Source organism: Virgibacillus halodenitrificans JCM 12304, from assembly GCF_001310895.1.
Taxonomy (GTDB): Bacteria; Bacillota; Bacilli; order Bacillales; family Amphibacillaceae; genus Virgibacillus_Q; species Virgibacillus_Q halodenitrificans.
In genome coordinates this window covers 166810-192705 of record NZ_BAZS01000001.1, presented here as the reverse complement: position 1 = coordinate 192705, position 25896 = coordinate 166810, and the positions used below count along the sequence as shown (strand labels likewise).

At 39.6% G+C, this 25896-nt stretch carries 23 protein-coding genes; 4 read left to right on the top strand and 19 right to left on the bottom strand.

Annotated features, from left to right (window positions below; genetic code table 11):
- Positions 1-374 precede the first annotated feature (374 nt).
- The 8 genes from manA to JCM12304_RS00730 form a co-directional block, all read right to left on the bottom strand.
- Entirely contained in the window at positions 375-1334 is a 960-nt protein-coding gene (manA, locus tag JCM12304_RS00765) for a mannose-6-phosphate isomerase, class I (protein WP_060678235.1), read from the bottom strand.
- 23 nt (positions 1335-1357) lie between these two features.
- A complete protein-coding gene (locus JCM12304_RS00760; RefSeq protein ID WP_060678234.1) occupies positions 1358-2290 on the bottom strand; it encodes an ROK family protein in 933 nt (310 codons plus the stop codon).
- 178 nt (positions 2291-2468) lie between these two features.
- Positions 2469-3221 (bottom strand): carbohydrate ABC transporter permease, encoded by a 753-nt coding sequence (locus tag JCM12304_RS00755; RefSeq protein ID WP_369813120.1) that lies wholly within the window; start codon positions 3219-3221, stop codon positions 2469-2471.
- Between the two features lie 68 nt (positions 3222-3289).
- On the bottom strand, positions 3290-4228 hold the full coding sequence (locus JCM12304_RS00750; protein WP_060678232.1) for a carbohydrate ABC transporter permease: 939 nt from the start codon (positions 4226-4228) through the stop codon (positions 3290-3292).
- A 430-nt stretch (positions 4229-4658) separates the two neighbouring features.
- Entirely contained in the window at positions 4659-5930 is a 1272-nt protein-coding gene (locus JCM12304_RS00745; protein ID WP_060678231.1) for an ABC transporter substrate-binding protein, read from the bottom strand.
- 124 nt (positions 5931-6054) lie between these two features.
- Positions 6055-7473 (bottom strand): response regulator, encoded by a 1419-nt coding sequence (locus JCM12304_RS00740; protein ID WP_060678230.1) that lies wholly within the window; start codon positions 7471-7473, stop codon positions 6055-6057.
- Positions 7474-8910, bottom strand: coding sequence for a sensor histidine kinase (locus tag JCM12304_RS00735; RefSeq protein WP_060678229.1), 1437 nt, complete (start codon positions 8908-8910; stop codon positions 7474-7476).
- Positions 8907-9890 carry a sugar-binding protein gene (locus JCM12304_RS00730; protein ID WP_060678228.1) on the bottom strand — a complete coding sequence of 328 codons (984 nt, stop codon included), beginning with the start codon at positions 9888-9890 and terminating at the stop codon, positions 8907-8909. Before JCM12304_RS00730 ends, JCM12304_RS00735 begins: the two co-directional genes overlap by 4 nt.
- 285 nt (positions 9891-10175) lie before the next feature.
- Between JCM12304_RS00730 and JCM12304_RS00725 the strand changes: the two genes are divergently transcribed.
- The 4 genes from JCM12304_RS00725 to JCM12304_RS00710 all read left to right on the top strand — a co-directional run bounded on the left by JCM12304_RS00725 (position 10176) and on the right by JCM12304_RS00710 (position 15337).
- The gene (locus tag JCM12304_RS00725; RefSeq protein WP_060678227.1) at positions 10176-11369 is read left to right on the top strand and encodes a galactokinase; all 1194 of its coding nucleotides are present in this window, start codon (positions 10176-10178) and stop codon (positions 11367-11369) included.
- 379 nt (positions 11370-11748) lie between these two features.
- Positions 11749-12744: a UDP-glucose 4-epimerase GalE gene (gene galE, locus JCM12304_RS00720; RefSeq protein ID WP_060678226.1), complete on the top strand. Its 996-nt coding sequence runs from the start codon at positions 11749-11751 to the stop codon at positions 12742-12744.
- A 2-nt stretch (positions 12745-12746) separates the two neighbouring features.
- Entirely contained in the window at positions 12747-14237 is a 1491-nt protein-coding gene (gene galT, locus JCM12304_RS00715; RefSeq protein WP_060678225.1) for a UDP-glucose--hexose-1-phosphate uridylyltransferase, read from the top strand.
- 65 nt (positions 14238-14302) lie between these two features.
- Positions 14303-15337, top strand: a complete 1035-nt coding sequence (locus JCM12304_RS00710) for an aldose epimerase family protein (RefSeq protein WP_060678224.1) — start codon at positions 14303-14305, stop codon at positions 15335-15337.
- Positions 15338-15596: 259 nt separating this feature from the next.
- On the opposite strand, the gene JCM12304_RS00705 is transcribed toward JCM12304_RS00710, so the two are convergent.
- The 11 genes from JCM12304_RS00705 to JCM12304_RS00655 all read right to left on the bottom strand — a co-directional run bounded on the left by JCM12304_RS00705 (position 15597) and on the right by JCM12304_RS00655 (position 25753).
- Positions 15597-16571: a Gfo/Idh/MocA family protein gene (locus tag JCM12304_RS00705; protein ID WP_060678223.1), complete on the bottom strand. Its 975-nt coding sequence runs from the start codon at positions 16569-16571 to the stop codon at positions 15597-15599.
- The gene (locus tag JCM12304_RS00700) at positions 16571-17293 is read right to left on the bottom strand and encodes a hypothetical protein (RefSeq protein WP_060678222.1); all 723 of its coding nucleotides are present in this window, start codon (positions 17291-17293) and stop codon (positions 16571-16573) included. The genes JCM12304_RS00705 and JCM12304_RS00700 overlap by 1 nt, the downstream gene beginning before the upstream one ends.
- Before the next feature lie 32 nt (positions 17294-17325).
- On the bottom strand, positions 17326-18378 hold the full coding sequence (locus JCM12304_RS00695; RefSeq protein WP_060678221.1) for a Gfo/Idh/MocA family protein: 1053 nt from the start codon (positions 18376-18378) through the stop codon (positions 17326-17328).
- Positions 18379-18394: 16 nt separating this feature from the next.
- Complete coding sequence (locus tag JCM12304_RS00690; protein WP_060678220.1) at positions 18395-18889, bottom strand: MgtC/SapB family protein; 495 nt, start codon at positions 18887-18889, stop codon at positions 18395-18397.
- Between the two features lie 15 nt (positions 18890-18904).
- Positions 18905-19636 (bottom strand): glycerophosphodiester phosphodiesterase, encoded by a 732-nt coding sequence (locus JCM12304_RS00685; protein ID WP_060678219.1) that lies wholly within the window; start codon positions 19634-19636, stop codon positions 18905-18907.
- 51 nt (positions 19637-19687) lie between these two features.
- Positions 19688-20443 carry a Cof-type HAD-IIB family hydrolase gene (locus tag JCM12304_RS00680; protein ID WP_060678218.1) on the bottom strand — a complete coding sequence of 252 codons (756 nt, stop codon included), beginning with the start codon at positions 20441-20443 and terminating at the stop codon, positions 19688-19690.
- A 32-nt stretch (positions 20444-20475) separates the two neighbouring features.
- On the bottom strand, positions 20476-21093 hold the full coding sequence (locus tag JCM12304_RS00675) for a YesL family protein (protein WP_019378113.1): 618 nt from the start codon (positions 21091-21093) through the stop codon (positions 20476-20478).
- A 25-nt stretch (positions 21094-21118) separates the two neighbouring features.
- The gene (locus tag JCM12304_RS00670) at positions 21119-22012 is read right to left on the bottom strand and encodes a carbohydrate ABC transporter permease (RefSeq protein WP_060678217.1); all 894 of its coding nucleotides are present in this window, start codon (positions 22010-22012) and stop codon (positions 21119-21121) included.
- 13 nt (positions 22013-22025) lie between these two features.
- Positions 22026-22973, bottom strand: a complete 948-nt coding sequence (locus JCM12304_RS00665; protein WP_019378111.1) for an ABC transporter permease — start codon at positions 22971-22973, stop codon at positions 22026-22028.
- 61 nt (positions 22974-23034) lie between these two features.
- Complete coding sequence (locus tag JCM12304_RS00660) at positions 23035-24663, bottom strand: extracellular solute-binding protein (RefSeq protein WP_060678216.1); 1629 nt, start codon at positions 24661-24663, stop codon at positions 23035-23037.
- Between the two features lie 97 nt (positions 24664-24760).
- Positions 24761-25753, bottom strand: coding sequence for a Gfo/Idh/MocA family protein (locus JCM12304_RS00655; RefSeq protein ID WP_060678215.1), 993 nt, complete (start codon positions 25751-25753; stop codon positions 24761-24763).
- Positions 25754-25896 lie beyond the last annotated feature (143 nt).

The following is a 25896-nucleotide window of genomic DNA, read 5'->3' as shown; positions in this document are numbered from 1 at the left end:
TACCCTCTCTTCTATGATGAAATAATCTATGTTTCTACTAATCCGCTTACATAAAAAACACTAGACAAATGAAATCGTTATCTTTTTTATCTATAAACCTTCTCTCTTAATTAATTAAATTAATTAACTTTAAATTATCCTACCATCAACTAAAAGAGACGTCAATCACCTTTTGACGGATTTCCCTATTTTTATGTAGTTCTTTTCTCTTAATCTTTTAAATGTGAAGGGGCTTATCTACTGCTTTTGAGTATCGAATCTCACACTATTCTCCCCTCTCAAAAAACTGCCATCTTCAGGTCACTCAAACTCTCTCCAACAAAAAAAGCCGATCAGTTACGAATTCTGCTCAGCTTTTATACACTTACCAACTCCTATCCCTTACCTTCACTTGCTACCACAAGCTCCATTTCCCCATGTAAACGATAATTCGTTATGCCTGCCGGTAAAATAAAATGGTCCCCTTTTCGTAAGTAATAAGTATTTTCCATAACAAGCTTCCCTTCCCCTGCAATCACACTGCATAAAAGGTAGGACTTTTCCATAATAATATCCACTGTCCCCATCACGTTCCAATGCTCAACGGTAAAATATTGTCCCTCTATAAATCTTATTAATTGAAAAGCTTCTTTTTGTTGGGAAATGACTTCTTGTGTTGTTTCCATATGTGGAATCTGAGTAACCTTCATCGCTTCATTCAAATGGACAGGACGTGTTTCCCCATTTGCATCTTTTCTATCATAATCATAGACTCGATACGTAATATCCGAATTTTGTTGGATTTCCAGAATGACAATCCCATTCCCAATCGCATGCAACGTTCCACTCGGGACATAGAAAAAATCCCCTTGCTTAACTTTTACTTTGCGAAGCAGTTGCTCCCATGCACCGTTTTCCACCATCTCGGAAAATTCCACTATACTTTTTGCATGATGTCCAAGCACAATTTCAGAATTCGGCTCTGCATGCACAACATACCAGCACTCTGTTTTACCGTTCGGCTCACCCGCTTGCTCTCTTGCATCGAAATCATCCGGATGCACCTGGAGAGACAGATCGTCATTGGCATCAATCAACTTTACTAAAAGTGGAAAGCCTCCCGAGGACGAATTTTTCCCAAAAAGCTCGGGATATTCTTGCCATAGCTGCTGTAATGTCTTCCCTTTCCATTGCCCATTTTTAACTACAGAAGGACCCGTGGGATGGGCAGAAATTGTCCATGCCTCCCCAGTTTTTGTGCTAGGGATTTGGTAATCAAATAAATGGCGTAAACGCTGCCCTCCCCATACCCGTTCGTTAAAATAAGGTTCCAAAAATATGGCGTCGTTTTTCATCGTTCCATCTCCTTACCCTGCTTCTACTTTTGTAATTGATTTTTGGAAACGTCAAGGCACAGTGCTGCAGCGCCAATAACACCTGCATGCTGAGCCAGACCAGCTGGAACGACCTTCGTCTCCCTCCCGCTTGGATTTAATGCATAGCTGCTGACATATGATTGCACATGCTCAAACAAAGCCTCGCCCACCTGTGTCACACCACCGCCAATGACAATCTTTTCAGCATCAAATGTGTTAATAAGCGAAACACATGCTGCGCCAATTACATCAAAAACGCGCTGAATGTACAGAAAGATTTTTGTATTTCCATTAAAATAAAGCTCAAAAATCTCCTTTGCTGTCAGCTCTTCTCCCATGATGGCAGAGCCCCTTTTGGCAATAGCTGTCCCAGAGGCAATCGACTCCAGACAGCCGATTTGACCACAGGTGCATTGGCCAAAGGACGGATCCATCACCCCATGCCCGATGTCCCCTGCATTGCCTTTGTGGCCATGCAGTAATTTTCCATCACAGAAAATCCCTGCACCAATCCCTGTACTGATCGTCAAGTAAATAAAATGATCCTCGCACTTTGCTGCACCAAGCCATTTTTCCGCAAGCGCCGCAGCATTTGCATCGTTTTCTAAAATGATCGGCTTAGAAAAATGGTTCTCCATATAGTCAACAATGGAAATATCCAGCCATGACGGCAAATTGGGTGGACAGGTGATTTTTCCTTGCTTTATGTCAAGGGGGCCTGGTGCGCCGATACCAACGCCAAGAATGGAATCCCAAGTAATTCCACAACTTGCCACAAGCATCGTTACCTCCTCACAAATCCGCTCCAGCATTTCTTCTGGCTGAATGGACAGGTCCATCGGTATTACGTGATGTGCAAGCATGCTGCCAGCTTCATCCACCACTGCCATAGCAATTTTCGTACCTCCAATATCAATCCCTACAGCGTAGTTCATCCTATTTCCCTCCTTTTTTTCTTAAATAAAAACCTGCTTTTGTTTGATAACGTGAAAAGCAGGTTTGTCTTTTCTAGGACGTTTTAATAAATCGATATTACCGAGCAATTTTTCAAACTAAGATCAGCTGACAGTACGAGAGTCCTTCCTCGCGCTGACCACTGCACAACCACTCAACCTATCCCTTCACAGAACCCGCCAACAGACCTCTTACAAAATATTTTCCTGCAAAAATGTAGACAAGTAATGTTGGTAATGCTGCGAGTAATGCGCCCGCCATCTGAACATTCCACTGGACGATCTGGCTTCCGGATAGATTTTGCAAAGCGACCATGACCGGCTGCTGATCCGAGGTAGTTATCGTTACAGCGAACAGAAACTCATTCCAAATATTCGTGAACTGCCAAATAGCCACAACTACGAAACCAGTAATGGATAAAGGGATAATAATATGACGGAAAATTCCTAGGAAGCTTGCTCCATCAATCTTTGCTGACTCAATCATCGAATCGGGAATACTTGCATAAAAGTTCCGGAACATCAACGTCGTAATTGGCAGGCCATACACAACATGGACGAGCACGAGTCCCGGTATTGTATTATACAAATCAATGGTACGTAAAAATTGAATCAGTGGGATGAGGATACTTTGATATGGAATAAACATCCCGAACAAAATGATTGTGAAAATGGTATTTGCACCTTTAAATTTCCACTTTGAAAGCACATAGCCATTCATTGCCCCAAGGAGTGCCGATAGCAATGTTGCCGGCACAACTAAATAAATGCTGTTCATGAAGTTTGGTGCGAGTTTGGAAAATGCCTCAACATACGAACTGAAGTCAATGGCGCTTGGCAATGTCCACATCGTAGCAAGTGACACCTCATCAAGTGGCTTCAGACTGGTAACAAGAATGACATAGATGGGCATAATAAATATAATGGCAAAAAAGATTAATATGATGTATTTGATTAACTTACCAATTGGGAAGGCTGCCATTATTTATCCCCCTTTCTGCTTGACCATAGATATGGAACAATGAAGATTGCTACCAATAACAGCATAATGATCGCGATTGCTGCACCATTGGCATAATAATTTCCACGGAAAGTTGTTTCGAACATATAAACACCTGGTACATCTGTTACAAAATTTGCGCCTGAACCTGTCATCGCATAGATTAAATCAAAAATTTTCAATGAAATATGTGCCATGATGATAACCACACTCATCGTAATGGGCATCAGCATGGGCAGGACTACTTTCAGGTATACTTGAAATTCACTGGCTCCATCCATACGAGCAGCTTCTCTTAGTTCTTCCGGGATTCCTCGTAAACCTGCCAAGTACATCGCCAGGGAAAAGCCTGTCATCTGCCATACTGCTGCAATTACCACAGCGATGATTGCTACAGGCAAACCAAACTCGATGCTTCCCCATTCAAATCCTGCAAGAATCGTTGTATCGGTATACCATTTGGGCTGAATGCCAAAGACACTCAAAAATTGGTTAAACCCTGTCGATGGATTTAATAGCCATTGCCACACAACCCCAGTAACGATAAACGACAAGGCCATCGGGAAAAGTAAAATATTCCGGAAAATGGATTCTCCCTTTAATTTTTGATCAATTAGTATGGCTAATCCCATGCCAAGCACAATAACCAAGCCTATAAATAAAATTGTAAAAAATACAGTATTCCGTAAATCCGCCTGGAAGCGAAAATCATTAAATAAATAGATATAGTTTTTCAATCCGGCAAACGAAAAATCCGGGACAAGCGAATTATAATTACTCAAAGAAACATAACCGGTCCAGCCGATAAATCCATAAACAAATACGAGAATCAGAATGAATGATGGAATTAAAAATGCAATTGCTGTCCAATGATCCTTGGAAATTCTTCGTTTGGGACTCCGTTGTGCTTGATTCTCCATTGGTGTTCCTCCTAACTAGAGACTTCGCATCATAGAGAAGGCTGCCTAAATAAACGAGGCAGCCCACTTTATTTTGTTTTATATCAGATGAGTGGTGGATGGTTGCTGGGATGCTTGGTATTGTTGATTAGACGCTCCCTATTGGACATTTGCTGCTTGGTTGCACCACTTTTTGTCCATTAGACGCTTCCTATTGGACAGTTTCAGCATCGATACAGCGCTTTTTGTCCATTAGACCCTCTCTATTGGACAATCCCACACTAGCATCAGCCACTTTTGTCCATTAGACCCTCTCTATTGGACAATCCCAGCCCAGCAACAGCGCTTTCTGTCCATTAGACGCTCTCTATTAGACAATTCCACCCCAGCAACAGCAACTTTTGTCCATTACCAACCAACCTAACAACCTACCAACAACGCCCTACCGCTCTTACAACTCACCTGCTGCGTTCTTCAATGCTTCTATAAAATTATCTACATCACGCTGTGTAACAAAAATGTTTACTGCCTGATTTGCTTTTGTTACGAAGCCTTCTGCTGCTGCAGAGCCGTGAGCAAGACTTGGTGCCAGATTAGCATTCTTGAAATCTTCTATTGTATCTTTGCCGTAATCATCATATTGAGATGGATCTGCATCCACACGTGCCGGGATGGAGCCCTTCAACGGGTTGAATGCATCCTGGCCTTCTACAGAGCCAAGTACGGTTAAAAATTCCTTTACTTCATCCGGATTTTTTACACCCTTTGGTAAACCGAACGTATCTGTGATTACCATAAAGTCACCATCTGTATCCGGGAATGGTACATAACCGAAATCTTTATTTGTCTCCAAGTTTAAGTCGTTCACAAAGTAACCCTTTGCCCAGTCACCCATGTTCAACATGGCAGCCTCACCGTTTGCAACAAGCTGACCGGAGTCCTGCCAGTTACGCGATGCATGATCCTCATTCACATAATCAAGCATCTTGCCGAATTTTTCTGCTGCTTCCTTTACACGCGGGTCATCAAAGCCGATTTCACCTTTAAATAATTTGCCATAGTCATCAGGGCCAAGCACACCTAAGACCACATTTTCAAAAATCTGTGTTGCTGTCCATGATTCTTTATCACCTAACGCCAATGGTGTTACGCCAGCTTCCTGAAGCTTATCTGCTGCCTTAAAGAATTCATCAAAGGTTGTAGGTACATCTACTCCGTTATCTTCAAATACTTTCTTGTTGTAAAAAATAACGTTCCCACGATGAATGTTTACTGGAACGGAATAAATATTGCCATCCTGACTAACAAGATCAATTAGATCCTCTGGGAATTTATCCATCCACTCATTCGCTTCATACAAGTCATTTAGTGGCTGCATTTTATCTGCGGCAACCCAGCTTTTATTAAGCTCTTCTCCACCATGTACCTGGAACGTGGACGGTGGGTCATCGCCCTGCATCCTTGTGGCTAAAACAGCTTTCGCATTCGTTCCTGCACCACCAGCTACTGCCGCGTTTTCCACTGAAATGTCCGGATGCTTTTCTTCAAATAAATCAATTAATGCTAGTAATCCATCTTCCTCACCAGCACCTGTCCACCAGCTGAAAATCTCTACTTTTCCTTCGCCTCCACCGTCACTTGCTTTCGCATCAGAATCCCCGCTTTCTTCTTTCGCAGAATCCGAGCTACAAGCTGCCAGCATGAGAATAAGGCGAAAAAACATAAGCCAATTATCTTCTTCACACTAAAACCCCTCTCTGTATTGATAACGTTTACAATTTTAATTATAAGAAATTTCAAATAAGATTAGCAGATTAATTTCCTGCACTATTTTACGGTTTCTTGCACTATTTAAAGATGGAGCGCTGAAACTGCTTTGGTGATTCATTAAAATGCTTGCGGAACACTCTGCTGAAATAGTTCGGATTATTGTAGCCGACCATGTAGCTGATTTCCTTTAACGTATACTGGTTGCTTTCTATCAACTTCTTTGCCTGTTGCATCCGAATTTTTGCGATGTAATCTGTAAAAGTTTCCCCAAGCTCCTGTTTGAATAAATTGGAAAAATAATTGGTGCTTAAATGGACCGTTGCAGCTACTTTTTCCAATGTTAACGGCTCCTGATAATGTTCTGCGATATACTGCTTAACCTGCTCCATATATTGTTTGGATTGATGTAACTGCTGCATATGCATACAGCTTAGTAATAAAAAGTCGCACCAATCCTCTGATGTTTTCAACATGGAATAAGCCCGAACGCCAAGCTCCATATCCCGCTCCATAAACAAGCTCTTGATGTTTAAGTATAATTCTTCCAACATATTCTCCGAAAACTGCGCTTGGTACTGCTGAAAAAGCTGAACTGCCTCTTCTCCATTCCCTTTTTCAACTAAACTAACTAAAGCTTCAAGCCGATGTTCCCGTGCTGTATCCTGTGCTTTTTCACTAGGAAAACTAAAATTACTTTTTTGGTCTGTAGCTAATTGAAGGGAAGCGGTATATGCTTGCTCATAGGATTGATAGAGCTGTTCGACTCTTTTCACAGGAAAACCAATTCCGATATAGACTGCCCCCGCCAACTGATTTGAGATCCTCTTCGCCATAGAAAGCAGCTCTGCTTTTTCCATCACAACATCAGCCAGAATACAGACAATCGCCCGCCCCTCTGAAAGCTGATAAATAAATGTGTACGGACATATTGAAGCAAGCACCTCTTCCAATTGATCTCCATACCTGTGATCTGAAAAAGTAATCACAAGAAAACTGCCGCTTTTCATTTCCGGAAAAAGCTGTTGCTTCAAAGCAACCAAATCCCCCGCCCCTTTTTGCTTCCTTGCGTGTTGAAGAAAACGTTCCTCGATTATTGCGCGGGATTGCTGCTGCTGTTCTTTTTCCGCTTCCACCTCCTTTTTGATACGCATAATTGCTTTTACGATCTCCTCTTTTTTCCCTGGCTTTAAAATATAATCCTTAATTCCGTACTGCATCGCTTCCTTCGCATAATCAAAAGAATCATACGCAGAGACTAAAATGAACTTCGTTTGCGGGTGCACTTTATGTATTTCGCGAATCGCTTCCAACCCATTAATGCCAGGCATTTTGATATCCATGAAAATCACATCCGGCTTTTCGGCAGCTGCCAATTCAATCGCCATCCGGCCATTTACTGCTTCACCAACAACCGTCATGTCAGCAAAATTCTGTTCAATAAATTTCTTCATTGCTTTTCTTTCCAATAGTTCATCTTCAGCTATTAAAATACGCATTTACTTTTCTCCTTTCTGCTTCGGCAAAAGTAAGCGAATGGTCGTACCTTCGCCCATGACTGATTCAATTTCCACAACATCTGTCCGCTGATAAAAAAGCTGTAACCGACGAATGACATTGGACAATCCCAATCCCGTAGAATGCCCCGCATGCTCATCTGTTGGCAGCTCTTGTTCAGACAGGCTAAGAATTTGCCGTACCCTCTCTGGCGGCATCCCTTTCCCGTCATCTTTTATTTCCACAAAAACGGTTGAAGGGGAGGAATAGACATGCAAGGAAATCCGGCCACCATCTTCCTTTTCCTCTATTCCATGAATAAAGGCATTTTCAACAAGTGGCTGCAAGGTTAACTTCGGTAGCTCGATATCCAAACATGCCTCATCCATTTCCAATACAAACTCCACCCGTTCCGAAAAGCGTATCTTTTGAATATGAAAATAATCCTCAACAACTGCGACCTCATCTGCCAATGGCACACTTTTATCAATTTGGCCTAAACTATGCCTTAACAGTGCTGCTACAGCATCAATAAGATTGGAGGTTGATCTGGCATCCTCCAGAAAGGCCATCTTTGAAATGGTATTTAATGTATTAAAAAGGAAGTGTGGATTAATCTGGTTTTGCAAATGCTTTAACTCCATCTCCTTAATGAGTCTGTCGAGCTCCGACTGATCTTTTATTTCTGTCACAAGCTCATCAATGTTTGCCCGCATATGATTAAAGGTATCGCCAAGCAATTTCAGTTCATCATTTGTATGAATGTGAACCGGCTCCCCCCGCAGCTCCCCTGCCGCAACCTGCTTTGCCGCATGGGACAACTGCTGCACCGGCCTCGTAATTCCTCGTGAAAACCATAACGCAAAGAAAATCGCCAGCATCATCGTGGTAATAAATAAAAAGGCAATAAAAACAAAAAAATGATTATTGCGCACCTGTAAATTTTGATAAAAGGCTTGGTAATCCGTTAGCTCCACATCAATAATTTCTAGGGCAGCTGCTTGAATATAAGAAGCAGTTATTCTTGTTTCCTCCAGGTGGGTTGTATATTGCTCGATATCGTCCTGCAAGGTAAACCCGACCGTTAATTCACTCTCGTAAATAAACGTCTCCAACAGGTTCATATAATTTTTTATTTCTATTTTTGGGGTATCTGCATACAGGTGTGTCAGCCTGTCCTTATCTTTCTGCAGCAGTTTTTTTGCCTTAAAATAACTCGCCTGATTCTCCTTATCCGCATTCGTGACAACCGTCTTGGTCCGCAAATAGAGCTCTTCCGATTTTTGTGCAACCGAATTTAATAGAAGGAATTGTTCAAAACTATCATGATATGTATTCGTTAATTGATTAGAGCTGACAAAGATAGAAATGGCAGTCACCTGAAACAAAATTATAAAAACAAGAAAGTAGACAGTAAGCTTACCTCTAATTGTTTTCATCTCGCTACCTCCGGCTCTACCTGCAGATCAGCTTTTTCAATAATTTCCGTTTTCGTATAGATTTTATTGTCTACCAGGTCTCTATTTTGCAGGTCAATCAACACATCCACAGCCATTGAGCCCATTTGTTCCGGATATTGAGCAATTGTTGCATCAATTTCACCTTCACGGATCAGTTCCATCGTTTCAGGCAAAATATCAAAGGAGGTGATCAACACATCCTTTGTAGGAAAAATTTGCTGGAGACCCTCTACCATTCCTAATCCATCAAGGGCACTTAGGCCAAGTAGCACATTAATTTCGGGATGCTGTTTCATCATTGCATACGTTGCCTGTGTTGCACCAATTTCCGTTATATTCGATTCCTTGATCTCCGTAATTTGAATGCGCGGGTGAGCTTTAATCGCATCCTTAAAGCCTGCCAATCGCTCCTGCTGGTTAATTGCTTCAAACCTGCCCACAATAACACCAACATGCTGTTCTCCTTTTGTGTTTTCAATGATATGTCTGCCAGCAAGTTGTCCTGCATAAAAATTATTTGTCCCGACATAAGCCTTGCGCTCGCTCGGCACATCTGTATCAATCGTAATAACTGGGATATTCCTCTCCACCCCTTTATGGACAAGATCAACAAAGCGTTCGCCCTCAATTCCCTGCACAATAATCCCATCCACCTTTGCCGCAATCATCCGATCAAACAGCTTCAGCAGCTGATCATTATCCGCTTTATTTGGCGCAATATATTCCAAATAAATACCCTTCTCCGCAGCAGCTTGCTTCGCTCCCTTTTCTACCAAACGCCAATAATTATTCTCTGTCTCCTCGGCTACGAGGGCGAAGTGGTAGGAATATGCCGGCTGTGAGGACTCTACTTTTTCTATGTAAAATGTTTTATAGCCAAAATAAAGCATTGCAATCAGACTGCTTAGGAAGAGCAGACCGGCCAGGCTGTAGACATATATTTTTGTGTGGTGGTTCATGATTAGCAGCTCCTTGTGTTTTATTTGGTAGAGGAGGAGGATTGCCGGAAAAATAAGTTTGCCTTTTGAAGACTATGAAAGGTGAGTAACCCCTTTCATTTTATTTCTCCATTCATATTGAATTTCCCTTCTATTCGTAGTAACATAGACTTAATTAAATTAATTAACTAAGTTACAAAACAAACTAAAACATCATACTTATGGATAAAAGTTTGGATTAGTTACTTACACTCTAGCGTTTTGACTTGTTCTAGAAAACTAGATTTTGCAAAGAGGAGTTTTAATATGAAACACGACCTATTCACCGAATTCCAATCGATTTTTCAAACATCTCACCAGCCAGTTACATTTTTTGCACCGGGAAGAATTAATCTTATTGGGGAGCATACCGACTATAATGGTGGAAACGTTTTTCCTGCAGCAATTTCCTTTGGAACATATGCATTGGCCAGAAAGCGTCATGATCAGCTTTTGCGGTTTTATTCGCTCAATTTTTCCGAAAAAGGTATAATTGAATGTGAACTTAATGAATTAGAATATGATAGCAACCATGACTGGGCAAACTATCCAAAAGGAATGATTCAAGCTCTGAAGCAACAAGGGCATTCGGTTAGTTCAGGGATGGATATTCTGTATTATGGCAACATCCCGAATGGTGCCGGACTCTCTTCCTCTGCATCTATTGAAATGGTGACAGGTGTAATGCTTGAAGAGTTATTCGATTTAGATATCGAGCGGCTTGCCATGATCCAGCTTGGTCAGCAAGTGGAAAACAACTATATTGGCGTAAACAGTGGCATCATGGACCAGTTTGCCATTGGCATGGGAAAGAAAAATCATGCGATGCTACTAGACTGCCAGACACTTGTCTTCCAATATGCGCCGGTAGAGCTTGAGGATCATATCATTATGATCATGAACACAAATAAACAGCGCACACTTGCTGGTTCAAAGTACAATGAGCGCCGGGAGCAATGTGAAGCAGCACTCGGAGATTTACAATCAGAGCTTGCCATTAACAGTCTAGGTGACTTGACGAACGAGCAATTTGAAAAGTATCAGCATTTAATTAAGGATGAGGTAAATTGTAAGCGCGCTCGCCATGCTGTCACAGAAAACCAACGTACACTTAAGGCATTGGATGAATTGCATGCAGGCAATCTGTCTGAATTTGGCCGCCTTATGGATGCCTCTCATCAATCACTAAAAGAGGATTATGAAGTAACTGGCATGGAGCTGGATACCCTTGTAGCGGCCGCCCGCGAGCAAGAGGGCGTACTCGGCGCGAGAATGACAGGGGCTGGCTTCGGTGGATGTGCGATCGCCATTGTAGAAAAGGCACATCAGGAAGCTTTCCGGGATCAAGTTAATGCTATCTATCGCGGAAAAATCGGCTATGACGCGACCTTTTACCCGGCAAGTATTTCAGACGGCGCGAAAAAGGTGAATGATGTAGAGAGCGTGCCTGCGGCGGAGTAAGGTGAGTATTGTGGTGGTGTGCTGATGTTGTGGAGCGGTGTCGCGGTGGATCTTTTGCTGTCGCAGTGCTGACTCATGCTGTTTCGGGTAAGCGCTGAGCTGTCTCGGTCCAGCCGCATGTTGTCGCGGACAGGGCGCCTGGTGTCTCGGGTGAAGTGCTCCGTGTCGCGGTTCAGCTGCACGGTGTCTCGGTAGGAGCGCTATCTGTCTCGGTTCAGCTACATGATGTCGCGGGCGGAGTGCTTTGTGTCGCGGACGAGACGCAAACTGTCGCGCTACAACCCTGCATCGTCTCGGGTAATCCGCCAGCGCACTAGCTACGCAAATTACCAACTTAATTTTTCAATAACCTTTTATAGAAAGAAAGGAGCATTTTTTAATGAGCATATTAGTATTAGGTGGAGCGGGTTATATTGGCTCCCATGCGGTTTATCAATTAAAGGAGCAAGGTCATGATGTGGTGGTTGTCGATAATTTACAGACAGGTCATCGGCAGGCAGTACATCCGGAGGCAACCTTTTATGAAGGAGATATCCGCAACATTGACTTTTTACGTGATGTTTTTGATAAAGAATCCATTGAGGCAGTGATTCATTTTGCGGCAAATTCCCTTGTTGGTGAATCAATGGAAAAACCGCTTGCCTATTTTGATAACAATGTATATGGTACACAGGTTCTTCTCCAGGTAATGGTGGAACATAATGTTAAATATATCGTCTTCTCCTCCACTGCGGCTACATATGGTGAACCGGAAGCAGTTCCAATCACAGAAACAATGCCAACTAAGCCGACCAATCCGTATGGGGAAACAAAGCTTACGATGGAAAAATTGATGAAGTGGACTAATGAAGCACATGGCATTAATTATGTGTCCCTCCGCTATTTCAATGTGGCAGGAGCGAAGGAATCAGCTGTTATCGGTGAAGATCATCGTCCGGAAACACATCTTGTTCCGATTATTCTACAGGCAGCGCTTGGACAAAGAAAGCATATTACGATTTTCGGTGAAGACTATGACACGCCAGACGGCACGTGTATTCGTGATTATGTCCATGTCGATGACCTGATTGCTGCCCATTTACTTGCACTTGATTATCTGAAAAAAGGTGGAGCAAGCGATGTTTTCAACCTTGGCAGCAGTCAAGGATTTTCTGTTAAAGAAATGATTGATGCAGCAAGAAAAGTTACCGGTAAGGAAATCCCAGCAGTTAGTGGGCCACGCCGCCCTGGAGATCCAAGTAAGCTTGTAGCAAGCTCTGAAAAAGCCCAACGCATTCTTGGTTGGAAGCCTGAACAAACATCTATCGATAAAATTATGGAGGATGCTTGGAGATGGCACTCCACTCACCCTAACGGCTATGGAACGGAGGAATAACATTGATTTACACACATATCGCAAGCCTGATTGAAAAAGGAATCGAAGTAAAGCTGATCGAGTCAGCAGATCATATTTATGTGCGTAACCAGGTCATGCATCAGCTTGGCCTCCCTTCTTTCCCGGAGCATTCACCAGAAGTCGTGGATGCCTCCATCCCGGATCTTCTTGAAAAAATCATTGATTGGGCAGTATCTGAACAGGTCATTGAAAATGTTTTGGATGAGAAAGAAATCTTATCTGCAAATATAATGAACTGTTTTGTGGCGAGACCTTCTGTCATTCAACATCATTTTGAAAAAAAATACAGGCAATCACCTGTTGCTGCAACAGATTATTTTTATGAATTAAGCAAAAACAGTAACTATATTCAGATGAACCGTATTTCTAAAAATATACACTTCAAAGCAGACAGCGCCTATGGCGTTCTCGATATTACCATTAATTTATCCAAGCCGGAAAAAGACCCGGAACAAATTCGCCGTGAACGGGAAATGAAGCAGACAGTGAACTATCCGAAATGCCTCCTCTGTGTCGAGAATGAGGGATATAACGGAAGAACCGGTCATCCGGCGCGCGCGAATCATCGTATTATTCAGGTACCACTGCAGGGAGAAAACTGGTATTTACAGTACTCCCCCTATGTGTATTACAATGAACACAGCATTTTGCTTGCAGAAGAGCATCGTAATATGAAAATTGATCTAGCTGCGTTTCAACGGTTACTCTCCTTTACGGAAAAGTTTCCACATTATTTTATCGGCTCAAATGCAGATTTGCCAATTGTCGGGGGATCCATTTTAAGCCATGACCATTATCAGGCAGGAAGCTATGAATTCGCTATGACAAATGCGGAACATGTTGTGGATGTTACACTTTCAGGGTTTCCTGATGTGCATGCATCCATATTGAAGTGGCCATTATCCGTCATTCGTCTGCAGGCTGATGATCCGGAACAGCTAGCCAACGCTGGGGAGCATATTTTAAACGCATGGAAAAATTACTCGGATGAAGAGGCAGCTATTTTGGCTTATACAGATGGAGTACGCCACAACACGATTACACCAATCGCCAGAAGACGCGGCGACAAATTTGAGCTTGATTTAGTTTTGCGAAACAATCGTACAACGGAAGAACATCCAATGGGTATTTTCCACCCACATGCAGATGTCCATCATATAAAAAAGGAAAATATCGGCTTGATTGAGGTAATGGGACTTGCAGTATTGCCTGCACGATTAAAGGAAGAGCTTGCTGAGCTGAAGAAATTTTTACTTGGTGAAGCCAGTGACGTTGCTGCATACCATCAGGAATGGGCAGACCAATTAAAGCAGGAGTATGGCACAGTGAGTGATGGGGCAACTGTTGATACGATTGTAGAAAAAGAGCTAGGTAAAAAGTTTGCCAGAGTACTGGAGGATGCTGGTGTATTTAAACAGACAGAATCCGGACTGGCAGCATTTAAACGATTTATCAATGCAGTGAATAAATAGAAATAGGATAACGGGTAGATGACGTCTGCCCGTTATTTTTGCATCAAGTGGAGAGGGGAAAAATAATGCATATTACATCAAAACAGGTCGTAAATAAATGGAAGCAATATACGCTAACAAACGATCATGGCATGGAAGTGAGCATCCTGAATTTTGGTGGGGTTATCACGAAGCTGATCGCACCAGACAAGCATGGCAATAAGGAAAACATCGTACTTGGCTATGAAAATCTGGAGGAATACGCGGAAAACCCAAATTACTTTGGCGCTGTGATTGGAAGAGTTGCAGGCAGAATAGCCAATGCTTCCTTTGAATTAAATGGAACAAGTTACGAATTGGACACAAATGAAGGAAAGCACCACCTCCATGGCGGAGAGCACGGATTCAGTCATGTTGTCTGGCATGCAGAAACCTTTTCTACGGATGGAGCAGTCGGCGTAAAACTCACTCATGAAAGCCCTGATGGAGAAGGCGGATACCCTGGGAATTTGCGCGTTACGGTGACTTATTCGCTAACAAATGCCAACGAACTGGTAATCGATTACGAAGCTGATTCAGATCAATCTACTGTTTTGACGATGACAAACCACAGTTATTTTAATCTAAGTGGCAATTTAAAAGAAACCATTGCCGGACACCATGTTCGAATTGCCAGTAATGAATTTGTTGAATTAGATAAAGAGATGATTCCAACTGGTCGGAAACTGGTGGTTGGCAATACCCCATTTGACTTCCGAAGTGGGCGAAAATTGCAGGATGGCATATTATCCGCACATCCACAGAACCGGCTTGTCGGTAATGGCTATGACCATTATTTTATCTTTAAGAAAGATGCAACGGAGCAGGTAAAAGTGACAGAGTCCGGCAGTGGTCGGTCGATGACAATCACCACGGATCAGCCTGGCATGGTTATGTACACCGGAAATGGACTGGAGGAAGGTTTGCAACTCGTTGCAGGCAGTTCCAGAAAGCACCTCGGCGTGTGTTTTGAAACACAAGGATCACCTGCTTCATTGGAGCATGAAGGCTTTCCGGGAATACAGCTTGAAGCTGAAGAAACATATAAGAAAACGACAACCTTTCTATTTGATGTGGAATGATTAAGTAGAGTGGGAGGATGAGTTGTGGCGGGTCGTTTTAGGTGTGCGGCTCTCTCATTTGGATGCGGCGCTCTCTCATTTGGGGGAGGGCTCTCTCATTTCGGTGCGGGTGTCTCTCATTTGAATGCGCGTGTCTCTCATTTGAGGCGGGGCTCTCTCATTTGGACGTGGCCTTCTCTCATTCTGGTAGCCTAGCCACAAACAAGTAAACATGCCCAAGAGGTTGCCTCTTGGGCATGTTCTAATGCAACTTTATTAACTATAAATAAACAGTACTTTTACTGTCACTAGCATCATAGGCAGCTAAAGCCACTTCTAATGCCTTTAATCCATCATAACCTGTTATCGAGGGTTCTCTTCCTTCTTTCACGCAGTCAACAAAATCTTTAATTAGATCAAAGTCCATATTATTGCCATAAAATAAATGTTTTAGTGGTTTACTATCTTCTTCATACATACGAAGATGCTCCTGTAAAGCATCTACTTTTACAGTTTTCTTTGTACCAATAACCTCTATTGTAACGTCACCCCATGTAGGGTATGCCGAAAATTTCGACCAGCTGGCATCATGGGAAGCAATTACTCCATTTTCAAATTCTAAAGTCAGAAGACCGGCATCATCAATTGGAATATCATGAAAATATGAATCTACTAAAGCATCTACCTTTTTTACTTCCTTTTCTATACACCATCTCATAACATCAACCATGTGTACGGTATGATCGAGAACAGCCCCGCCTCCTGATGCTTGCTTATCAATAAACCATCCACCTGGATTCTGACCGCGGTTGGTTGTTCGGAAGGCAATAATCTTTCCAAGTTCTCCTTTACTTATCATATCTTTAAGCTGGCGTATTGATGAATTAAAACGTACGGGAAATGCAATTTGTAGTATAACTCCGTTCTCTTCACATACCCGAATCATTTCCTCTCCATCTTTAAGTGTAGTTGCAATTGGTTTTTCACATAATATATTTTTTTTGGCTTTAGCAGCATTCACTACCATTTCCTTATGTTTGCTATTTTCACTACAGATTATAACTGCATCCATCTCTCTATTTAGAAATGTCTCTTGGTCACTAACATACTCTGTACCGTATTTTTTTGCTGCATCTTTACCTCTCTCTTCTTCGTCATCAAATATACACACTAATTCTACATTAGGCAGCTTTAGCAGACTATTGGCATAGCTATGCGCGTGCATGTGTGCAAAACTCATCATTCCAACTTTCACTATAAACCCCCCTCATCCACTAATCGCTTAAAACTATTTAATTTAGTCATTAACTCCTCATTTACCTGGCAAGCAGTAGATAAAATTGTATCTGTATATAACATTAAACTGGAAGATTGATCATTAGTTTTAACGGGGTTCATTTCATTTCCGTCAAATTCAATTATTCTTTTAAGACCACTCCAATCAAATTCGATGGAGTCTTCATCAGTAAAAGTGTATTCCAAATGAGCGAAAGTTCCATTAATATAGTGCACAAGCAAGATAACATGGAAAGGCTCATATCCCCTATCCGAGTGGGCGAATTCCACATTTTCTATATCACCAAATACAAAGTTTAATACATATAAATCACTGCTAATCGTTTTTTGTTCTTTTTCACTTACTTTTCTTCTAAACCTAAATACTCCTTTTTTGTTTTCATCTTTTTTTATTACATCTTTTAATTTTTTAAAAAAAGGGTAATTTTCCAATTCAAAATAAGTATAAAGGTTGTTGTAACTCCCACAGTAATCGTCAGTAATGAGGCTCGACGGTACATAAACATCATACCCCTCGGCTAGTACTTCATGAAATTGTGCATCACTGTATGTTGCTACAATATTTTCTGTTTGTTCCAATTTTTGTTCAACATTCCATTCACTATTGGAATTTATTTTTTTCCAGTGTGTACTGTTTATACAGTAATTTTCTACTGGTTTTATCACAAAAATAACGGCCATTACCTTCCCTCCTAATCACTTCAAGCCAACTGCTATAAATATACTTCTTTTTCTTTTACGGCAGATTCATATATGGCTTGTAAAATCCTCATTAGTTGCACCCCATCGCTAACAGGGGCAATTGTTTCTTTTCCTTCTAAACAGCATTCAACAAAATGATTAATCTCATTTGAAAAAGCTTTTGAAAAATTAAATCCTAAATTATCTATTTGAGGAGTAATATTTAGAATGGTATCATGCTGTTCTGCAATCAACGCTAACTCTGGCTCGATCTCTGCTCCACCATTTTCTCCAAATAATTGAATCTTTACCTCATCACTTTTGGCATGAAGTGTGAAACTGACGTCTATATAGAGCGATTGACCATTCTCAAATCGTATCAATGCGTTTGCCAGATCTTCCACATCATTTAATTTAGCATCATAGTCTGCTGCTTTGTAATAAGATAAATTTTTAATATGACTGCGGTTTCCTAATTTAGAATATTTATTTCCACTTACTGAAACAGGGTTTGGCTTGCCCATTAAATACCAGCATGTATCAATCATATGAACCCCAAGATCAATTAACGGACCTCCTCCTGATTTTGTAATATCACTAAACCAGCCACCAGGATTCCCTAACCTTCTCATACAAGAAGCCTTTGCATAATAAATTTCACCTAATTGGTTGTTATCTATAAAGGTTTTAAGTACTCTTGTATTATCTCCATGCCTTCTAACAAAGCCTACTTGAAGTATTTTACCTGTTCTTTCAACAGCTGCTTCCACAGCTAAGGCTTCTTCTACATTCATACTTAACGGTTTTTCAACTAATACATGTTTGTCATTTTCTAATGCAGAAATCGCAATTTCCGAGTGAGTATTATTCCAAGTACAAATACTTACCGCATCAATACCTTCATCTTTCAATAATTCCTCATAGTTTTTATATAACTTTTTTACACCAAATAGTTCTCCTTTTTCCTTTAACCTATCCTCATTAATATCGCAGAAAGCAGTTAACTCCACTTGTTCATTCTTCAGATAAGCTTCGATATGTGAATTGGATATGGAACCAACCCCGATTACACCAATTTTCAACATACAATAACCCCTCTCATTATTTTACTTTGTGTTGATTTTTAGAGAATTCATCTATTTTTATAACATTTTGTTTTTCAAAGATTAGGCCGATTTTTGTTAAAACAAATGTAATAATTGTTGAGAAAATAACTAAACCATAAAATCCTGCTCCAATACCTATCCCTACACCGCCTACATAAAAAATCATAGCTGCTGACGTTAAACCTTTTACTTGAAGACCATCCTTTAAAATAACACCTGCTCCCAAGAAACCTAACCCTGAAACAATTTGTGCAGCCAGACGCATCGGGTCCATACGAGTCCCCATGATTGGATTACTAAAACTTGTAACACTATGAATTGAAATAATAGTAATCAATGTACAAGCTACTGCAACATACGTATATGTTTTTAGACCCGCTGGTTTATGTTTTGATGAACGGTCCATTCCAATTAGAAAACCAAGTATTGCACTAATTAAAACCTGAAAATATACCTCATATTCTATAAAAATTGATTTTAAAACTTCCATTTTAACTACTCCAATCTATCCACGAACCACCTCTCTAACTTGCAATGCCCTTTCAGGATAATCTGTAAATATGGCTGAGCATCCTTGGGCTATTAACTGTTGCATTCTTTCTTCCTTATTCACTGTAAAAACTCTAACCGGATATCCTCTTTCCTGTGCCTCCCTTATCATGGCATCACTAGTTTTAGGATTATAAGAATGCAGCCCCTTCGCTCCAACGGTGGTTGCATAATTCCAAGGTTCGTATAGTTTTTCCAGAAATAAAATTGCGCACTCAATCTTTGAATTTAACTTATTAATCTTTCTAATAGAGTAATGATTAAAACTCGAAATAATTACCCTTTCGACTAGATTATGTTTTTCAATTTCCTTAATAACTAATTCCTCAAGGTAGGGTACTATATTTGTTTCATTTTTAAGCTCGATATTCAAAAGTAATTTGTTAGTTTGTAACCATTTAAGAACCTCAGTAAGGGTAGGAACTTTTTCTCCATCAAACTCAGGTGCAAACCATGAACCATTATCAAGTTGTTTTATTTCCTCTAACGTGTAATCTTTTACTTTTCCGATTCCATTCGTAGTTCTATTAACTGTACTGTCATGGATTACAACAATCTGATTATCTTTTGTTAATTGTACATCTAGTTCAATACCATCCACACCTACTCTTTCCGCCTCCAAATATGCAGCAAACGTGTTTTCAGGGTGGGTGCCGGCACTTCCTCTATGCGCAAAAATTAATGTCATTATGATAGAACTCCTCAACTATACTTAAATTTAAATAGTTTTAGTTACACCTCATACAACTTCCTCATTTACTTCAAAAATATATCTTTGGATAGCTTTTGCTACACCATCTTTTTCATTGGTATCTGTTATCCCATCGGCAACCGCTTTTAGTTTTTCATCTCCATTTCCCATAGCTATGCCTAGCCCAGCATGTTCAATAAGTCTGAGGTCATTTAAGTTATCACCAATCGCTAGTACTTCTTTCATTTCCAGTTGTAAATGCTCACATACCTTCCGAATTCCACTTTCCTTTGTAATTCCCTTTAAGGAAAACTCAATATTTGTGTCACCAGAGCTAGTAATTTCAAGTGTTTTGGCATTCTCAAGTTGGCATTTCAATTGCTGAATTACGTTAGGATCATCATGTCTCATGCCAAACTTCATCCAATTCCTGTAAAACATTTCCTCACACCATGTTCCAGGCCCCGTTAAACTTTCTACACTATACCCCCAATAAAAGGCCTCTGCTTCCATTGCTAATTGATGAAGTGTTCTTATATCCTGCTTAGAAATAAAATACCTGCCTAACAGATTATTAGAGCCACCCCAAACTTCCGCTCCGTTAACAAGTACCATTGGAGAATTTAACCCTAGCTCCTCTCGAAAATCACCTATCTTTTGAAGTCCTCTACCAGTCGCAAACACTACATGTATATCTTCTGCAATGGCTTTGTTTATCCATTTTTTTGTTTCATCAGTAATCCTTTTATCTATTGTTAGTAATGTTTCATCCAAATCTAACGCTAACAACCGATACTTACTCATAAGATCTAATCCCTTCTCCTCCGATTTTTTTGCTAAGAGGCTGTTTGTTCATATTTGTTAAAAGTTTTCGATATCCCCCATGTAAGAACATATGCAGTAACACTACCTCCAAAGAAAAACAATAACGCAGGGATTGTTACGTAAGTTAAATAATGTAGAAAAAGAAGCCCTCCGCCTAATACTATTGTCAAAATTGGATGCACTATTCCAATGATTGCTGGCCATTTTATATATTGAAACGTATTTAACTTAAAATGTGCAAAGATCGGAAATATATAGAGCAATACAATAGAATAGATGAAGATAAGAGCCAATACTCCAAAGCCTGCAAGAATATATACAGCGCTTTCCTGCACCCATAAAATTCTCACTTCCATATATAGAACATAGCCAATTAAAATTAAAATATATCCAATTAAATTTATTTTAAGAAATTCTTTTTTAAACGTTCCCCAAAAAGTGCTGAAAATAGGAATGTCATCTCTTCCCAAAACCCATTTTCGAATTACAGCAAACATGCCTGCAGTTGCTGGCATTAAACCTAAAACGCCCAAACCTAATAACGAAAAGACTATCCACAATAGATTTACGTAAGCAAGTCTTGATATCCATAAACTAAAATTATAGAAACCGCTTGAAATCGTATTCATACAAATTCCTCCTACGTGGCCACCATTACTCTTTCACAGAACCGATCAGTACACCTTTCACAAAAAACCTTTGTAAAAATGGATATACTATTAATAATGGTAAAGACGAAACAATGATCACCGCATATTTCACAAGTCCAGCAGTTTTCACTTGATTAACTAGTGATTCCGCAAGGCCTGCTTCCCCTCCTCCATCAGCTCCAATTTCATTTACTACTAAGATTTCCCTTAAAATAAGTTGTAAAGGATATAAATTTTGATCTGAGAGATAAATTAATGCAATAAAGTATTGGTTCCATAAACTTACCGCATGGAATAAAGCCATCACCGCAATAATAGGCAAGGATAGTGGAAGTACAATTTTAGCAAAAATATAAAAATCTGATGCTCCATCTATTTTTGAAGCTTCCACTAGTTGATCTGGTATGCTTTGTTGGAAAAATGCGCGTGCTACCAGTATAGACCAAGCTCCTACTACATTTGGTATGACAATGGCCCATATTGTGTCAACCATACCCAATGACTTTATTAATAAATACGTAGGAATCAACCCACCATTAAATAGCATTGTAAAGAGGATAATCCATAGTATAAATTTCTTTGCCATCAGTTCTTTCCGTGACAAGGCATACGCACATGGAAGTAAGATTATTAAATGAATTAAGGTACCAAGAATGGTGTAAAAAATAGTATTTCTATAACCTAACCAAATAGCATCATTATTAAAAACTAATTTAAATCCCTCAAAAGTAATATCTACAGGCCATAACCACATTTCCCCTGTGCTGACCGCCGCAGGATCACTAATGGATGCACTAATTACAAAGATTAAAGGATAAATGATCACTACAACAATTAAAAAAACAAATAGTGTATTCAGTTTATCAAATGCTTTATCAGACATACCTCGATTGCTCATTTCAATTCAACCCCTACCATAAGCTATTCTCACTAGTTTTTCTCGCAATTTGATTAATTGTAATAAGTAATATAATGTTAATAGCTGAATCAAATAAACCAATAGCCGCAGCAAAGCTATATTGACCTTCTAATAGTCCTGTCTGATAAACAAAAGTCTGTATTATATCAGAGGTTTCTGAGTTTAAAGAGTTTTGCATCAGCAATACTTTCTCAAAGCCGATGGACATAAACTTACCAATGTTCAAAATAAATAAGACAACAATCGTTGGAAGAATCGATGGTATATTAATATGAATAATTCTCTGAAATCGAGTAGCCCCATCCACCTTTGCAGCTTCATGCAATTCTGGATTTACCCCAGCCAAAGCAGCTAAATATATAATCGTTCCCCAACCTAATGATTGCCATTCTCCTGACCAAACGTAAATATGTCTAAACCAATCAGGATCTGTTAAGAAAGGTACCGATTCACCACCTAAAGCTACAATAAGATGGTTTACTAATCCTGTAATCGGATCTAAAAATGCAACAAGCATACCTACAACTACCACCACTGAAATAAAGTGAGGGGCATATGTCAGTGTCTGCGACCATCTTTTGAATGGTCCATTTCTAAGTTCATTTAACATTAGAGCAAAAATAATAGGTAACGGAAATAATAATAGTTGATATAGGTTGATAAGAAGTGTATTTTTTAACAGTCTCCAGAAATAATACGAATCAAAAAACCTGGTGAAATGCTCAAAACCTACCCAAGGACTGCCCAGTATTCCTTCTGTTGCATAAAAGTCCTTGAATGCAATTTGTACTCCATACATTGGAATATAATGAAATATAATAAAGTATGTAAGGGCAGGTATAAGAAAAACATATAGCTGCCAGCTTTTCATCATTCTTTTCTTAACAAGATTAAATCGACTATGTTTTATAGGTGGATTGTCTTGCAGATTATGTGGCATTCAGTAACCTCCTTATATAGGGGGGGATACCCACTGCATGCCCCCCCTATATTTTTACTTTTTATTCATTGTTCTTATATCTATCGTAGGCAGCTTTCTCAATACTCATATAATCCTCCAGACCCATGTCTTTAATTGTCTTTACATATTTATCCCATTCAGAGAAAGCAATATTACCTGTTATGAACTTGTCCTGCATTTCATCCACATATTTTTCAATATCCGCTGATAATGCTGACATTTCTTTACTTTCATCAACTGTATAAGTGAACTTTGGCCATATATCTTCAATAAGATATGGTTCAAGTCCCTCTGCAGCCTTTATAGAGGAGGGTAGACTTTCAGCTCCCTTAAAATAGTTTTCCATTACGATTCCTGGATAGCCTCCGCCCAACCAGGTGATATGGTCTTTCAATTCTTGTTCAAGAGTTAAACCTTCAGGACTGTTCTTAATTTCATCTACATAGTCGATGGAACCATCATTCTTCTTCTCATAGGTCTCACCTTCTACGCCCATGAAGAATAATTTTGTTCCTTCCTCACTATAGAAATAATCCATCCATCTTAGTGTTGCCGCTGGATTAGCATTGTCCTTTGTAACGACGAACCCACCAAGGTGCGCTAACGCTGAGCCTATATCTGTATATTTCCTATCTCCATTTGGTCCCTCTAATGCTGTCATACCTACATAATTCTTACCTGCTTCTCCATAGATCGTTTCAGCACTTGTAATGACTGTGCTTCCATATAAACCTTCAGAACCAAGCGCATAACTCTGGTTTGTATCAATAGTATAGATATTTTCATGAATTAACCCTTCACTATATAACTTATTCATATATTGAAGTAGTTCTTTGTATCCATCATCAATGGGGAAAAATCTCATTTCATTTGTTTCAGGGTCGATATCCGTATATAAGTGAGCTCTTCCATTATTGTTAACACCAAATGAACCTGCTAGAAATTGACGTAACCCACTTATAGATGTTCCACCAAACGGTATCTCATCAGCTTTTCCATTTCCGTTTAGATCCGTTTCTTTAACTGCTTTTAAATATTCATAAAAATCATCAGTAGTTTGAGGCATTTCCATATTTAGTTGGTCAAGCCAATCCTGTCTTATCCATGGTCTGGAACCAATTAGCAAAGAAGGAAACTCGGGGTCATAAATAGTTGGTAGTCCATAAATGTTCCCGTCTGGAAATGTTATCCCTTTCTTAATCTCCGGATACTCTTCTAATAATTTTGTAAGATTTGGCATATATTCCTCAATTAGATCGTTTAGAGTAAGAAAAACACCTTGTTTCCCATATTTAACTAAGTCATTATTTGGCATATAGCTCGTATAAAAAACATCAGGTAAACTTCCGCTTGCCAAGGCCAAGTTCCGCTTTTCTTCCAGACCTTCCTTTGGCATCATTTCCCAATCAATTTTAATGTTACTCATTTCCTCATACTTCTTCCACACTGTGACTTCATTGTAATCGCTAGCTGTTGTCGGGTGCTTCCCTGCCAAAAAATGAAGTGTTATTGGGTCTTTTACTATAGGCATTTCAGAATCATTTAAGTTATCTAATGCTTCTTTATCAATCTCTTTACTACTAGCCTTTTCGTCATCACCATTACTACAAGCTACAAGCATGAATACAAAAGATAAAACCAACAATAATAATAGATTTCTAATTTTCACTATTAACCCTCCTTGAATAATATTCTCCTGATTTAGAAAAAAGCTTCTATGTGTATTCGTATTTCGTTTGATCACCCCCTTTACTAAATTCATAAACCTAGTGATACTTTTCTTCTAAATAAACCGTATCTCCAATTTCAAAAGATTTTATAGCTGCAAAAGCTATTTTCATAGATTGATAAGCTTCTTGAGGTGTCATAATAGGTGTGTGATTATTTATAATGCAGTCTACATAGTGGTTTAACTGTGTAAAATAAGGACTTTCTATGTTCTTTATTTCTTCTTGATTAGCAATCAACTTCATTGAAGTTCCCCTTTTTACTTGTAGATTCAGTGGTTGTTCTTTCGTACTATCAAATACTAAATAACCTGCTTCACCCTGAATTTCAAAATTGGTTCTAAATTTATTTTCCGACCAACTGCCAGCTACTTGTGCATTCACACCATTTTTAAAATTAAGTTCCACTGAGATATGTTGTACATCTTTGTACTCCATTTTTCGAATGTTATTTGCGTTCACACTTTCTACCTCTCCAAAACACCAACAAAGAAAGTCAATGTCATGTATGAGCAAATCCAATAAGAGCCCCCCGCTATATTGATAGTTAGAATACCAATCGTTCCAAGCTATTGGAAAGCTACTATTTCGAAAAGTTCTTACATATTTAATGTCTCCAAATAATTTTTGATCGACTAACTTCTTAGCTTGAGAATATTCCGAAAAAAATCGAACCACATGTCCTACAAAAAGCTTCACTTTATTTTCTTCACATATAGATATTATTTCTCCCGCATCCTCCAATGTGCTTGCTAATGGTTTTTCACAAATAATGTGGGCTTTACTTGTTGCTGCTTTAATAGCAAACTCTTTGTGCAAATATGTTGGAAGACAAATATCTACCACATGTATTTCTCCCAGACTTTCCAGGGCATCTTCAAAACGATTGAAGTAAAGCTCCTTTGCCACCCCTTCTACAGTTGGTTTATTAACATCCACTATTCCAACTACTTTCACATTACTCATTCTTTGATACGCCCGGATATGGGTTCTGCCCATTGTTCCTGCACCAAGTACAAGTATGTTTATCATTTGTACAACCCCTAATTATATTTTTCAGTTTTTTCTATCTATTTTAATTTACCATCCTTACAAGAAATAAGTAATATGTCACTTTTATTTTTACTATGTAATCGTTGACATTCGCTATTATCTCCCTTTACAAGACTTATGGC

Bases quoted from the DNA above. Each gene is read 5' to 3' on its own strand.
- JCM12304_RS00735 (WP_060678229.1), bottom strand. From the start codon at position 8,910: ATGAAAACAATTAGAGGTAAGCTTACTGTCTACTTTCTTGTTTTTATA.
- JCM12304_RS00665 (WP_019378111.1), bottom strand. From the start codon at position 22,973: ATGCCACATAATCTGCAAGACAATCCACCTATAAAACATAGTCGATTT.
- JCM12304_RS00690 (WP_060678220.1), bottom strand. From the start codon at position 18,889: ATGGAAGTTTTAAAATCAATTTTTATAGAATATGAGGTATATTTTCAG.
- JCM12304_RS00710 (WP_060678224.1), top strand. From the start codon at position 14,303: ATGCATATTACATCAAAACAGGTCGTAAATAAATGGAAGCAATATACG.
- JCM12304_RS00680 (WP_060678218.1), bottom strand. From the start codon at position 20,443: ATGAGTAAGTATCGGTTGTTAGCGTTAGATTTGGATGAAACATTACTA.
- JCM12304_RS00670 (WP_060678217.1), bottom strand. From the start codon at position 22,012: ATGAGCAATCGAGGTATGTCTGATAAAGCATTTGATAAACTGAATACA.
- JCM12304_RS00760 (WP_060678234.1), bottom strand. From the start codon at position 2,290: ATGAACTACGCTGTAGGGATTGATATTGGAGGTACGAAAATTGCTATG.
- galE (WP_060678226.1), top strand. From the start codon at position 11,749: ATGAGCATATTAGTATTAGGTGGAGCGGGTTATATTGGCTCCCATGCG.
- JCM12304_RS00700 (WP_060678222.1), bottom strand. From the start codon at position 17,293: ATGGCCGTTATTTTTGTGATAAAACCAGTAGAAAATTACTGTATAAAC.
- JCM12304_RS00740 (WP_060678230.1), bottom strand. From the start codon at position 7,473: ATGCGTATTTTAATAGCTGAAGATGAACTATTGGAAAGAAAAGCAATG.
- JCM12304_RS00655 (WP_060678215.1), bottom strand. From the start codon at position 25,753: ATGATAAACATACTTGTACTTGGTGCAGGAACAATGGGCAGAACCCAT.
- JCM12304_RS00750 (WP_060678232.1), bottom strand. From the start codon at position 4,228: ATGGAGAATCAAGCACAACGGAGTCCCAAACGAAGAATTTCCAAGGAT.
- JCM12304_RS00755 (WP_369813120.1), bottom strand. From the start codon at position 3,221: ATGCCCATCTATGTCATTCTTGTTACCAGTCTGAAGCCACTTGATGAG.
- JCM12304_RS00730 (WP_060678228.1), bottom strand. From the start codon at position 9,890: ATGAACCACCACACAAAAATATATGTCTACAGCCTGGCCGGTCTGCTC.
- JCM12304_RS00695 (WP_060678221.1), bottom strand. From the start codon at position 18,378: ATGTTGAAAATTGGTGTAATCGGGGTTGGTTCCATATCCAATTCACAT.
- manA (WP_060678235.1), bottom strand. From the start codon at position 1,334: ATGAAAAACGACGCCATATTTTTGGAACCTTATTTTAACGAACGGGTA.
- JCM12304_RS00675 (WP_019378113.1), bottom strand. From the start codon at position 21,093: ATGAATACGATTTCAAGCGGTTTCTATAATTTTAGTTTATGGATATCA.
- JCM12304_RS00745 (WP_060678231.1), bottom strand. From the start codon at position 5,930: ATGTTTTTTCGCCTTATTCTCATGCTGGCAGCTTGTAGCTCGGATTCT.
- JCM12304_RS00685 (WP_060678219.1), bottom strand. From the start codon at position 19,636: ATGACATTAATTTTTGCGCATAGAGGAAGTGCCGGCACCCACCCTGAA.
- JCM12304_RS00725 (WP_060678227.1), top strand. From the start codon at position 10,176: ATGAAACACGACCTATTCACCGAATTCCAATCGATTTTTCAAACATCT.